Here is a 12,415-nt window from a genome sequence, read left to right on the forward strand (position 1 = left end):
TTTCTCTTGGTTCAGATTCGATTATATAGGTGAACGTTTGCCGATAGCAACGATGCCTCGTTCGGTTTCGAAGTCGATACTTTTGAGCAGACGAGTGGAGCGCACACGATTGACCGGCGACGCGCGAAGCCATAGTTTAGAACTATTCTAAACTAGGGTGAATTTCTCATGCTTTCCCGCGTTTTCGGCTTCGGCCGCCGTCCCTTCGAATCGCTCTCGGAACAGGAAATCCTAGCGCTCGCCATCTCCTCCGAGGAGGATGACGGGCGCATCTATCGCGCCTATGCCGACGGGCTGGCGGAGAGCTTTCCGCAATCGGCCAAGGTGTTCGAGGAGATGGCGGAGGAGGAGGACGGCCATCGCGATTCGCTGATCGAGCTTTACCGCAAGCGCTTCGGCGAGCGCATACCGCTGATCCGGCGCGAACATGTGAAGGGCTATTACGAGCGCAAGCCGGACTGGCTGGTGAGGCCGCTCGGCATCGATCATGTGCGCAGCCAGGCCGAGGCCATGGAGCGCCAAGCCTACCTGTTCTATATCGAGGCGGCCAAACGCACAGGCGATGCGTCGACGCGAAAGCTGCTCGACGACCTGGCGATCGCAGAACAGGGCCACGAGACACTGGCGCAGCGGCTGGAGCAAAAGCATGTGCCGGGCGCGGTCAAGGACGAAGAGGCGGCGGCCGAGCAGCGCCAGTTCATCCTGACCTATGTGCAACCGGGGCTGGCCGGGCTGATGGATGGCTCGGTGTCGACGCTGGCGCCGATCTTTGCCGCCGCCTTTGCCACGCATGATACGTTCCAGACCTTTCTGGTCGGGCTTGCCGCCTCGATCGGCGCTGGCATCTCGATGGGTTTCACCGAGGTGGCTTCCGACGACGGCAAATTATCTGGCCGCGGCTCGCCGGCAAAACGCGGGCTGACCGTCGGCGTCATGACGACGCTGGGCGGGCTCGGCCATGCGCTGCCCTATCTCATCCCGCTTTTTTGGACGGCGACCATTGTCGCCGCCGTGGTGGTTTTCTTCGAGCTGTGGGCGATCGCCTTCGTGCAGAACCGCTACATGCAGACCCCATTCTGGCGCGCCGCCTTCCAGGTGGTGCTGGGTGGCGCGCTGGTGTTTGCGGCAGGGGTGCTGATCGGGAATGCTTAACCATTCACCGCCTGGCTGTCCTGAGGCGCCTCGGCGCGTTCGGTCAGGCCGTAATCGCGCACGACATGAGCGATACGCAAACGATAGTCCGCAAAGATACCGCCGCGCCCGGCCTTCTGCGCCTGCCGATGTTCCTGCGTGTTGCGCCAGGCCTTCACCGCATCCTCGTCGCGCCAGAAGGACAGCGACAGGATGCGGTTCGGATCGGCAAGGCTCTGGAAGCGCTCGATCGACAGGAAACCGTCGATGCCGTCGAGCAGTGGGCGCAGATCGGCGGCGATGCCGAGATAGGCATCGCGCATGCCCGCCGCCGGCTCGACCTCGAAGATGACGGTGATCATGGTTTTACCAAAGGAGCATGTGGCCCGGAGGCGAGCTTGAGGAAGGTGCGGTCCTCCTTCAGGATGAATTTTTCCCGCCGGGCGAACTCGTAATTCGCCTTACCGGCGGGATCGGCGGCGAGCCGGGCGCGGTAGGCTTCGTAGGCCGCAAGACTGTCGATGTTGTAGGCGGCATAAGCCGTGGTGGCCGAGCCTTCGTGCGGCGCGAAATAGCCGATCAGATCGGCGCCGCAGCGCGGGATCGCCTGCCCCCAATTGCGTGCATATTCCTCGAACGCCGCCTTGCCGAACGGATCGATCTCGTAGCGGATGAAGCAGGTGATGGTCATTTTCGCCTCCTTGGCGGTGGATGTTTTCTTGCGGTCACAGTTCGAGCCGGATCGAAACGTTCCGAAGATCGATATGCTAGGCAAATCCTTCGCTGATCATGCCTGCCAGAACGATTTCGCGCATTCGCGGCGGACGTCTTCAGGTGTCAGGCCAAGGTCCCGCAGCAGATGATCGTCGATCTCGGCGAGGTCGAGACGCTGCAGATGACGGTCGTACCACCGCTTCAGGAGCCGCCGCCGCAAGCGCCGCAAGACAATGAACGGGAACGGCCGGCGAGCAGGCGCGGCGCCGAGAATGGTCCTTGCAGGCATCGTTGTCTCCTTGATTTGCATCGAGACTAATGCTTTTCTGACGAGGATGCTTCGATGAGGAACGAACCATGCGCGAAGGACCTGACATAGCCCGCATTGCCAGCCTGGTGGGCGATCCAGCGCGGGCAAACATGCTGTCCGCACTGATGGGCGGCACGGCACTGACGGCGAGTGAACTGGCACTCGAGGCCGGGGTGTCGCTTCCGACAGCGAGCTCCCATCTGTCGAAGCTGATGGAAGGCGGGCTGCTGACGCTGGCAAGCCAGGGACGGCATCGCTACTACGGCCTCGCCGGCCCGCAGGTAGCAGGCATGATCGAGGCGATCACAGGTGTTGCCGCTGCGGCCGGGCCGCAACGAGTGCGGCCTGGCCCACGCGACGCGGCCATGCGCGTGGCGCGGGTCTGCTACGACCACCTCGCCGGCGAGCAGGCGGTGGCGATGCTGGACCGTCTCGTCGCTCGACAAGTGCTCCTGCGAGATGATGAGGAGATTCAGCTTGGGCCGTCGGCCGCCTCGCATTTCGCCGCGATCGGCATCGATGTCGAGGGCAAGGCGCGGCGACCGGTGTGCCGGGCCTGCCTCGACTGGAGCGTGCGGCGTTCGCACCTCGCCGGCACGCTGGGCGCCGCCATTCTCGACAAGATGCTCGCCGAGAAATGGGCGCGGCGCGAGAAGGACAGCCGTGCGGTGATTTTCTCGCCGACAGGCAAGCAGGCGTTCGAGAAGACGTTTCTCGCCTGACGGCTCGCTTCGACGCACTAGAACGGCTCGTCGTTTCACGGAAACACCGAACCGCTCTATCTTTTTTGTTTTGACGCAATCCCAGACGGAAAACCGTTCCACACTTTTCCTGGAATTGCTCTAGCCGCGCTTGAGCGGCTTGGCCTGCTTGAAAAAATCCTCCCAGGGATCGGCTTGCCCAAGCCGCTTCAGCGTCGTCTTGTCGCCGATCGGAAAGGCGTTCGGCGGCAATCCGGCCTCGATTTCCGCCCAGGTCACCGGCATTGATACCGTGGCGCCTTTTTTGGCGCGCGACGAATAGGGCGCGACCGTGGTCGCGCCACGGCCATTGCGCAGATAATCGACGAATATCCTGCCGGTGCGCGCCTTCTTAGACAGCGTCGCCGTGTAGCGGTCGGGTGCGGCTTGCTCGAGCGCTCGGGCGAACTCATGGGCGAAGCCTTTGACCTCGTCCCAGTCCGCCGACGGCTTCAGCGGGACGAGGACATGATAGCCCTTGCCGCCCGAGGTCTTGACGAAATTAGGCAGGGACAGTTCGTCGAGCCGGCTGCGGATATCGAGCGCCGCGGCACGCACCGCCTTCACGTCGACACCCTCGTCGGGATCGAGATCGAAGATGATCTGGTCTGGTTTTTCCAGCTCGTCCATGGTCGAGCCCCAGATGTGGATCTCGACGACGCCGAGTTGAACGAGGGCCACGACACCGTCGAAATCGCGGATGAACAATATCTCCTCGCCGTCGGTGGGGTCCTTCATCACGGCGATCTTGTCGTGCATGCCGGCCGAGGCATGCTTCTGGAAGAACCGTTGGCCGCCAACACCGTCCGGCGCCCGCACGAGGCTGAGCGGCCGGTTGATGACGAATTGCTTCATGCGCGGCCAGACCAGCGCGTAGTGATCGACCAGATCCTGCTTCGATACGTTCTCCTGCGGCCACAGAAGCTTGTCGGGGCGGGACAGCGTAACCGAGGTTTTCGCCGTGGCCGCGGGTTTGGCGGGCTTTGGCGTCGACTCTGCCGGAGCTGAGCGTGCTTTCGGTTTCTCCTGCACGACTTCCTCCGCCGGCTTGTCCTCGCGCAATCCCTGGAACGACGCGTGGCGTATTATACGGTCCGACGTCCAACTGCGAAACTCCACTTCGCCAACAAGTTCGGGCTTGACCCAGACCAGCCCCTTGCCCCTTGGCACCGCCCTGTCGAAGGGCGAGGTTGTCGTCTTCAGCGCATCAAGCCTCCTCTTCAGCTCGTTGGTGCTTTTGGCCGTGAAGCCGGTGCCGACGCGGCCGGCATAGCGCAGCTTGCCGCCCTCGTGATAGCCGACCAGCAGCGAGCGCAGGCCCCGCCCGGTCTTGTCCGACGGCATGTAGCCGCCGATGACGAATTCCTGGCGCGCCGTACATTTCGACTTCACCCAGGACGGGACACGGCCGCTGCGATAGGGCGCATCGGCGCGCTTGGAGACGACGCCTTCGAGCCCCAGCCGGCAAGCATGCTCCAGCATGATCTTGCCGGGCTCGGCAAAGTGGTCGCTGAAGCGCACGGCCTGATCCTCGGCCTGTCCGGCGAGCAAAGTGCGCAGCCTTTCCTTGCGCTCGACCAGCGGCTCTGAACGGATATCCTCACCGTTGAGACGCAACAGGTCGAAAACGTAGTAGATGAAACGATCCGTACGGCCCGCCGACAGATCTTGCTGCAGCAGCGAGAATGACGACACGCCATTATGCGCCAGCACGACGATTTCGCCGTCGATGATAGCATCGGTGCATTTCAGGCCGCCAAGTGCCGCGACAATTGCGCCACCGAATTTGTCGGTCCAGTCGAGGCCGGCGCGTGTCAAAAGCCGCACCTCGGTGCCGGCAAGCTGCGCCTGCATGCGATAGCCGTCGAACTTCACCTCATGTAGCCAGTCCTTGCCGGGCGGGGCGTCCCGCTCCAGCGTTGCGAGCGCCGGTTCGATGAATTCCAGCCGCCTTGCCGCGACGGCCTTCGCTTTGCTGGCGGCCGGCCTGTCGGACTGCCAGACGCTTGGCTTCTTGCCGTCGGCGGTCTTGCCTTCGCCGACCTCTTCGATGGTCAGGCCGGATTTCACCGATTGCGGCGCCTCCTGCAAAATGTCCTCGCCCGGACGCGCGGCGGCATCGTCGGATTTGATCAGCAACCAGTTGTCACGCTTTTCGCCCGGACGCGGCTTCAGCCGCACCAGATGCCAGGCGCCATGCAATTTGTGGCCATACAGTTCGAAACTGATATGGCCTTTCTTCATCGCCCTTGCCGGTTCGCCATCGGGGACCCAAGTTCCCTCGTCCCAGACAATGACCGAGCCGCCGCCATATTGGTCCTTCGGGATGGTGCCTTCAAACGGCGCATAGTCGATCGGGTGGTCCTCGACGTGCACGGCGAGCCGCTTTTCGTGCGGGTCGAGGCTCGGGCCTCGCGTCACGGCCCAGCTCCACAGCACGCCACCATGCTCGAGACGAAGGTCGTAGTGGAGCCTGGTGGCGGCATGCTTGTGGATGACGAAGATGCCACCCGCCACGGCTTTCTTGCCGCGCGAAACCTTGCCGGCTGGTTCGGCCGTCTTCTTGAAATTGCGCTTGGCGTGATACTGCTCGAGGCTGGCCATGGGCGGATCCTAAGCAGATTTGCGCCGGGCGGCTTTGGACTTGGCGCCTTTTCCCGGGCGTCCGGTCCTTGCCGGCGCACCGGCTTCCGACGAAAGGCTCTTCTTCAGCGCATCGAAGAGGTTGACGACGTTGGAGGGCCGTGGTTCCGCCTTGGCCTTCGGTGCCTTCTTGCCGGCCTTCTTGGCGCGGACCAGCTCGATCAGGGCATTTTCGTATTTGTCCTCGAATTCGGAAGGATCGAACGCCGCCTGTTTCTCATCGACGATGTGTTCGGCCAGCCTGATCATCTCGGCGTCGGTCTTCACCGTCTTGATGTCGCCGAACACTATCTCGGGCCTGCGAACCGTATCGCCATAGCGCAAGGTCGTCAGCAGCAGACCCTTGCCCAACGGCTCGATGACCACCGGACGTTCGCGGCGATAGAGCACAATGCGGGCTAGCCCCGCCGTCTTCTTGGCGGCCATGGCGTCGCGGATGACGGCGAAGGCCTCTTCCGAGACCTCGTCCGCAGGCGTCACATAATAGGGCGCGTCGAGATAGATCTGTTGGATCGAGGATTTTTCGATGAAACCATCGAGGCTCATCGTGTGCGAGGATTCGATCTGCACGGCTTCGATCTCCTCCTCCTCGATTTGGACGAAGTCGCCGTCGCCGATTTCGTAGCCCTTGATCTCGTCGCCTTCATCGAGCGGCTTGCCGCTTGCCGAATCGACATAGACGCGCTTGACGGTATTGCCGGTCTTGCGGTTGAGCACGCGGAATGAGACTTTCTCCGCCTGGGTGACGACATTGGTCAGTTCGACGGCGCAAGTGACCAGCGAAAGCTTGAGATACCCTCTCCAGGCCGGGCGCGGCGCCATGACAAACTCCCTGCACGACAATGTTCAACCGAGAACGGGCAAAGTCCGTTCCGGTTCCGGCGGCGCAAAAGGCAAGTCCGGGCTTTCAACCCAGCCTTGCCTTGTTCTCGCTCACTGCGCTACTCGGCGGCTTGCAGGTTGACCTTGCTTTCCGCTATCTCGGTAAGCTTGCGGTCGGTTGCCTGCTCCTCCTTGAGGTTGTTGGCCAACACATTGGCGCAGTCGCTGCGGCCCAGTTGCTTGGCCCAAGCAATCAGGGTGCCGTAACGGGTCATCTCATAATGCTCGACCGCCTGGGCGGAGGCGATCAGCGCAGCGTCGAGGACCTCCTTGTCGGCGATGTCGCCGCTGACGTCGTCGGCTTCTTCGAGAATGCCGTCGATGGCTGGGCAGTCGACCTGCTTGGCCTTCACGCCGTGCAGTTCGAACACCTGCTCGACACGCTGGATATGACCCTTGGTCTGAGCGAGATGTTTCTCAAAGCCGGCTTTCAGCTGCGGATCACTCGCCTTGTCGATCATCTTCGGCAGCGATTTCTCGATCTGTTTTTCAGCGTAATAGATGTCGCGCAGCGTGTGCACGAAGAGGTCGTCGAGGGTTTTGATATCCTTCGAAAAGAAACCCATGGCCTTTGCCTTTCCATTGCTCTTGCGGTTTCGGATTTTTTGGCTGCGGCCCACCCGAGCACCACAGCCTGCGGAGCCGGTTCGTCCCGGCACTGGGAAATCAACGTGCGGCTGACGGGCCGGTTCCTGGTTTTCCGGCCGCGTGCACGGAAATTTCGCGGTCCGGCAAAACCTGAAACAAAACCGCGCCTCTGCGACATTCAGGCGAAACATATGTGATGCAAAAGTCACACTGGACGAAATGCCGACGGACTGCATGGAAACACCGCGAATCAGCCGCATTCCAGCCATGAACAAAGGCATTTTCGACCAGAGATTAACATCGCGTTCACCGACTATTCACGCCTGGACGCTATGATCCCCGCAATTCGGAAGGGACATCCGAAGCGGGACAGGGACCGAGTAAAATGAGCTTCTGGAATCAAATCGCCGGCTATGCCGCCGCCATCCGCGAATTTGTCGCTCCGACCTATCGGCCTGAGCGCTATTATATGCGCGGCCCAGGCCCCGCCTGCGCGCGCCGTGGCAACACGCTTGGGATCAGCGTGCACTGATGATGACCACGGAAAGCCGTCACGACAGCCGGATCTGCCGGCCCGACGCCGACAACCGGTCAACGACCTATCGCGCCGAGCGCCCTGCGCTGACCGACAGACGGCGTGCGACAACGCCAAGGCCCTGACATTCCGGGCTTTGATCCAGCCGCCGGCAGGCCTAGTTTCATCTGACACCAGCTGTCAGGCGCCACGTGACCGTCAAGCCGAACCATTCTCCTGAACCGCCGGAATTCGATGCAAGTCGCCCGTTGATCGTGTTCGACGGCGTCTGCGTGTTGTGCTCGGGCTTTGTGCGCATGGTGGTGAAGCTCGACCGCAAGGGCCACTTCCATTTCGTAACGGCGCAGTCACCGTTCGGCGAGGTGCTGTTCAAGAAATACGGGCTGCGGACGGATCGCTACGAGACCAATCTCGTCATCGTCGATGGCGCGGCTTTCACCCGCCTGGACAGTTTCGTTGCCGTCATGGCCGAACTCGGCTGGCCGTGTCGGTCGGCGCGGATCCTGCTGCTGTTGCCGCGCCCGCTTCGCGACTGGCTCTACGGCCGCATCGCAAAGAACCGCTACGCCCTGTTCGGCAAGAAAGACAATTGCGAAATCCCTTCCGCCGAGGTGAGGGCAAGATTGATCGGCTAGATTCGTTGCCGTGGCCGGGAGCGGGCGGGGCATTTTGGGGGAACTGTTGGGGGAACTGCGGATGAAGGTTCTTGTCGTCGGCGGCTATGGCACCTTTGGCGGTCGCACTGTCGAGCTTTTGGAGGGCGAGCCGCATCTGATCCTCTTTGTCGCCGGGCGCTCGCTCGCCAAGGCTGACGCGTATTGCAAGAAGCGCGCCCCGACAGCAGCCCAGCTGGTGCCGGCACTGTTCGACCGTGACGGCGATCTCGCCGCGCAACTCGCTGCATTAGAGCCTGATATTGTAGTCGACGCGAGCGGTCCGTTCCAGGCCTATGGCGAGGGACGCTATCGCCTGATCGAGGGCTGCATCGCCCGGCGCATCAACTATCTCGATCTAGCCGACGGCTCGGATTTCGTCGCCGGTGTCTCTGCGTTCGACGAGGCGGCGCGAAACGCCGGCGTCTTCGTGCTGTCCGGCGTGTCGAGCTTTCCGGTGCTGACGGCGGCAGTGGTGCGTCGCCTGTCTTCGGACCTGACGCGGGTCGACGGCATTCGCGGCGGCATCGCGCCGTCGCCCTTTGCCGGAGTCGGCGAGAACGTCATTCGGGCTATCGCCGGTTACGCCGGTCAGCCGGTGCGGCTTGTTCGTAATGGCCGTCCCGAACAAGGCCATCCGTTCACAGAGCAATTGCGCTACTCCGTCGCGCCGCCGGGCCGGCTGCCGCTTCGAAACACGCTGTTCTCGCTGGTCGACGTTCCGGACCTGCGCGCTCTGGCCAAGCTTTGGCCGGAGGCGAAGACCATCTGGATGGGCGCCGGGCCGGTTCCCGAGACGCTGCACCGCGCCCTGATCGGCCTCGCCTGGCTTGTACGCGCCGGATTGATCGGTTCGCTTTCGCCACTGGCGCCGCTGATGCATCAGGCAACGAACCGGCTGCGCTGGGGCGAGCATCGCGGCGGCATGTTCGTCGAGGTGGAGGGATCGGACCGGGCGGGCGCCATCGTCAAGCGCTCGTGGCATCTCGTGGCCGAGGGCAATGATGGGCCGCTGATCCCGTCGATGGCGGTCGAAGCGCTGGTCCGCAAAGCGCTGGCCGGACATCAGCCCGCGCCGGGCGCACGGGCGGCGATGCGCGATTTGGAGCTCCGGGATTATGAAGCCCTGTTCGCCGGGCGGACAATCTACACCGGCTTCAGGAACGGGGCGGCGGACGAGGACAAGCCGCTTTATGCCGAGCTGCTCGGTGCCGCCTGGCAAGGCCTTCCCGAGGCAATTCGGTCAATGCATGACCGTACGATCACGGCCGCAGGCCGCGCGCGCGTCGAACGCGGGCGCAATGTTCTTGGCCGGCTAATGGCCTGGACGGTCGGCTTCCCCGGGGCAAGCGAGGACATCCCGGTTCATGTCCGCTTCGACACCGACAAGGACGGCGAGACCTGGACCCGGACATTCGGCAAGCACAGTTTTTCGAGCCTACAGTCCGCAGGCCGGGGTCGATCGCAGCGCTTGCTGTGCGAACGCTTCGGCCCGCTGACCTTCGCGATGGCGCTGGTTGCAGCAGACGGCCGGCTGGCGCTGGTCTTGCGCCGCTGGAGTTTTTTTGGCCTGCCGCTTCCGATGTGGCTCGGTCCACGCTCGACTTCCTACGAAACGGTGAAGGATGGCCGCTTCCGCTTCCATGTTGAGATCTCGCATCCGCTTGCCGGCATGATCGTCCGCTACCGCGGCTGGCTGGAGCCCTCCGGCCCGCACGGCTCCAGCGAGATCGTGCCGCCTGCCAGCTTGGCCAATTCGCGACAGTCCTGCGCCGTGCACAGCGTCCAGCCCTGACCCGTTGCGCCCGAGGCGGCGAGCGCGAGGCGCCGCTGTGGCCCGACCTTGGGCGCATAGACCCACCAGCCGTTTCTCAGCACCGAGCCTTGCGGCGGCTCCATCCCGGCGCCCGATCCCTTGATGCGGGCCTCGACCAATTGCAGGCCGGACGGCAGCACCTTCCAGTCTTCCTGCCACTGGGTCTTCTCCACCGAATGCACCCAGGAGAGCGTGAAGGCAGCGACCGCGAGCGTCACCGTCTTGCCGGCCGCGACGATGCAGAGGCTCATGCTGAATTAGCCAGCGAAGCCTGCCGCGCGCGCCAGCAGTGCCAGCCGATCCAGGCAAGGGATAGCGCCCAGCCCGCCTCGTCGGTGAGCGGCAGCGCCGCAACCAGCAGCACGCCGGCGGCGAAGGCGACGAGGCGTTCCCACCAGGCCATGCGCCGGGCGAGAAATCCGACGGCCGCGGCGCCCCACAGGACGATACCCATGCAGGCTTTGATGACGATATAGGCGACCTCGACGGGATAGCCGAACTGGGCGGCGATCGGGCCGGGGTCCTGCAGCATCAGCGCCGGGGTATAGACCGCCATGAACGGCACAACGAAGCCGGCAATGGCAAGCTTGGTGGCCTGGACGCCGATCTTGAGGCCGCTTTCCTTGGCCATGGGTGCGGCGGCGAAGGCGGCCAGCGCCACAGGCGGGGTGAGATCGGCCATGATGCCGAAATAGAAGACGAACATATGGCTGACCACCAACGGCACGCCGAGCGACAGCAGCGCTGGCCCGGCCAGCGACGAAGTGATGATGTAGTTGGGAATGGTCGGTATGCCCATGCCGAGCACCAGGCAGGTGAGCATGGTCAAAAGCAGCGACAGGAACAGATTGTTCTCGCCGATCGAGATGATCCAGCCGATGAAGGTCGAGGCGATGCCGGTAAGCGTCAACGTACCGATGACGATGCCGACAATGGCGCAGGCAATGCCGACCGGCAGCGCGTTCTTTGCTCCTTCGGCAAGGGAATCCACGCATATGCGCAGCGTCTCGCGCCCGCCCTTGAAGGTGAGGCAGGCGGCGACCAGCACTGCGATGACCAGGCTGAGGATGTTGACGCCGAATTTCATGAAGGAAGCCGCGGCAAGTCCGAGCGCCAGCCAGAAGACGATGCGGAAGGCGAGAGGCCCGATCGATGCTGCCAGCGGCGTGCCGAGGATAAGCACAATGGTCAACGCCAGACCCATGGTGCCGGCGAACACCGGTGTGTAGCCGGCAAACAGCAGGTAGATCAGTGCTGCGAGAGGCAGTACCAGCGGCCAATGTTGTCTCACCGCATCCCACGGATTGGGCAGGTCGGCATTGGCCATGCCGTGCAGGCCGGCCTTGCCGGCTTCCAGGTGCACCTGCCAGAAACAGGCGCCGAAATAGAGCAGCGCCGGAATGATCGCCGCCTTGACCACAGCGGCATAGGGGATGTTCAGGGTCTCGGCCATGATAAAGGCAACCGCTCCCATCACCGGCGGCATGATCTGACCGCCCATCGACGAGGTCGCCTCGACGGCGCCGGCGAAAGCCGAGCGGAAACCGAAGCGCTTCATCAGCGGGATGGTGAACTGGCCGCTGGCCACCACATTGGCGACGCCGGAGCCGGAAATGGTGCCCATCAGCGCCGAGGACAGCACGCAGACTTGCGCCGGGCCGCCGCGCCATGAGCCGACCAGGCCAAGCGCAAAATCGTTGAACAGCGCGATCATGCCGGCGCGCTCAAGAAAGGCGGCGAAAACGACGAAGATGAAGATGTAGGCGGCCGAGACATAGATCGGCGTGCCGTAGATGCCTTCGGTACCGTAGGCGAAAGTGTCGACGAGCTGGGCGAAATCATAACCGCGATGGATGAACGGCGGCGGCAGATGATTGCCGGCGAATGCGTAGGCGAGAAAGATAAAGGCAATGACGGCAAGCGGCAGCCCCATTAACCGCCGCGCCGCCTCGAAGACCAGCACGACCAGCACCGCGCCGACGATCAGGTCAGGCGTGGTGAGAAAGCCGGAGCGGCGGATGAGGTCGGCATAGAACACCCAATTGTACAGACCGGTGGCGAAACCAAGCAGGCCGAGCGTCCAGAACACTGCTTTCGCCGGGACGCTTTTGGCGCGCAGATTGGCGATTAGGGCAAAGCCGAGCAGCAGCAGGAAGCCGACATGCATGGCGCGTATGACCTGGCTCGGCAGGCTGCCGTAGGCGGCGATGTAGATTTGGAAGATGGAGAAGGCGATGGCGATAAAAAAAGCCGCCTTGCCAGCGATGCCTTCGCCGAAGCCAGGCGGCAATCCTTCGACAGGAGCTTCCGCTGTGGGGGAAAGAACGGTCGGGGTTGCGGTCATTAGCGGGGTTCCTGGCGGGGCGCTCCCCTCCCCGAGGGAGGGTGCGAGCGAAGCTAGGC

13 protein-coding genes are annotated in these 12,415 nt (G+C 63.1%); 5 read left to right on the forward strand and 8 right to left on the reverse strand.

The annotated features are described in order from the left end of the window. The first annotated feature begins 168 nt into the window (after positions 1–168). A complete protein-coding gene (mbfA, locus tag NKH93_RS20395) occupies positions 169–1,152 on the forward strand; it encodes an iron exporter MbfA (protein ID WP_352473594.1) in 984 nt (327 codons plus the stop codon). Here the strand turns inward: mbfA and NKH93_RS20400 are convergent. The 3 genes from NKH93_RS20400 to NKH93_RS20410 form a co-directional block, all read right to left on the reverse strand. Then, complete coding sequence (locus tag NKH93_RS20400) at positions 1,149–1,493, reverse strand: antibiotic biosynthesis monooxygenase family protein (RefSeq protein ID WP_352539800.1); 345 nt, start codon at positions 1,491–1,493, stop codon at positions 1,149–1,151. The two genes, mbfA and NKH93_RS20400, sit on opposite strands and share 4 nt — an antisense overlap. Next, the gene (locus tag NKH93_RS20405) at positions 1,490–1,822 is read right to left on the reverse strand and encodes an NIPSNAP family protein (protein ID WP_352684016.1); all 333 of its coding nucleotides are present in this window, start codon (positions 1,820–1,822) and stop codon (positions 1,490–1,492) included. The genes NKH93_RS20400 and NKH93_RS20405 overlap by 4 nt, the downstream gene beginning before the upstream one ends. Positions 1,823–1,918: 96 nt before the next feature. Next, positions 1,919–2,134, reverse strand: a complete 216-nt coding sequence (locus NKH93_RS20410; protein WP_352539798.1) for a DUF1127 domain-containing protein — start codon at positions 2,132–2,134, stop codon at positions 1,919–1,921. Between the two features lie 68 nt (positions 2,135–2,202). On the opposite strand from NKH93_RS20410, the gene NKH93_RS20415 reads away from it, so the two are divergent. After that, positions 2,203–2,877: an ArsR/SmtB family transcription factor gene (locus tag NKH93_RS20415; RefSeq protein WP_352971654.1), complete on the forward strand. Its 675-nt coding sequence runs from the start codon at positions 2,203–2,205 to the stop codon at positions 2,875–2,877. A 120-nt stretch (positions 2,878–2,997) separates the two neighbouring features. On the opposite strand, the gene ligD is transcribed toward NKH93_RS20415, so the two are convergent. The 3 genes from ligD to NKH93_RS20430 all read right to left on the reverse strand — a co-directional run bounded on the left by ligD (position 2,998) and on the right by NKH93_RS20430 (position 6,986). After that, complete coding sequence (ligD, locus tag NKH93_RS20420; protein ID WP_352971657.1) at positions 2,998–5,499, reverse strand: DNA ligase D; 2,502 nt, start codon at positions 5,497–5,499, stop codon at positions 2,998–3,000. Positions 5,500–5,508: 9 nt separating this feature from the next. Next, complete coding sequence (ku, locus tag NKH93_RS20425) at positions 5,509–6,360, reverse strand: non-homologous end joining protein Ku (protein WP_352971660.1); 852 nt, start codon at positions 6,358–6,360, stop codon at positions 5,509–5,511. Between the two features lie 119 nt (positions 6,361–6,479). Continuing rightward, positions 6,480–6,986: a YciE/YciF ferroxidase family protein gene (locus NKH93_RS20430; protein WP_352473615.1), complete on the reverse strand. Its 507-nt coding sequence runs from the start codon at positions 6,984–6,986 to the stop codon at positions 6,480–6,482. Positions 6,987–7,393: 407 nt separating this feature from the next. On the opposite strand from NKH93_RS20430, the gene NKH93_RS20435 reads away from it, so the two are divergent. The 3 genes from NKH93_RS20435 (at position 7,394) to NKH93_RS20445 (ending at position 9,991) form a co-directional block, all read left to right on the forward strand. Beyond that, complete coding sequence (locus NKH93_RS20435; protein WP_023718851.1) at positions 7,394–7,540, forward strand: hypothetical protein; 147 nt, start codon at positions 7,394–7,396, stop codon at positions 7,538–7,540. A gap of 194 nt (positions 7,541–7,734) precedes the next feature. Continuing rightward, positions 7,735–8,178 carry a thiol-disulfide oxidoreductase DCC family protein gene (locus NKH93_RS20440; RefSeq protein WP_352473583.1) on the forward strand — a complete coding sequence of 148 codons (444 nt, stop codon included), beginning with the start codon at positions 7,735–7,737 and terminating at the stop codon, positions 8,176–8,178. A gap of 61 nt (positions 8,179–8,239) precedes the next feature. Continuing rightward, complete coding sequence (locus tag NKH93_RS20445) at positions 8,240–9,991, forward strand: saccharopine dehydrogenase family protein (protein WP_352684010.1); 1,752 nt, start codon at positions 8,240–8,242, stop codon at positions 9,989–9,991. On the opposite strand, the gene NKH93_RS20450 is transcribed toward NKH93_RS20445, so the two are convergent. Beyond that, complete coding sequence (locus tag NKH93_RS20450; protein WP_352451865.1) at positions 9,880–10,263, reverse strand: DUF1850 domain-containing protein; 384 nt, start codon at positions 10,261–10,263, stop codon at positions 9,880–9,882. The two genes, NKH93_RS20445 and NKH93_RS20450, sit on opposite strands and share 112 nt — an antisense overlap. Beyond that, positions 10,260–12,356, reverse strand: a complete 2,097-nt coding sequence (locus NKH93_RS20455; RefSeq protein WP_352820781.1) for a TRAP transporter permease — start codon at positions 12,354–12,356, stop codon at positions 10,260–10,262. The genes NKH93_RS20450 and NKH93_RS20455 overlap by 4 nt, the downstream gene beginning before the upstream one ends. Positions 12,357–12,415 lie beyond the last annotated feature (59 nt).

The sequence above is a fragment of the Mesorhizobium sp. M0954 genome (assembly GCF_040319155.1).
Taxonomy (GTDB): domain Bacteria; phylum Pseudomonadota; class Alphaproteobacteria; order Rhizobiales; family Rhizobiaceae; genus Mesorhizobium.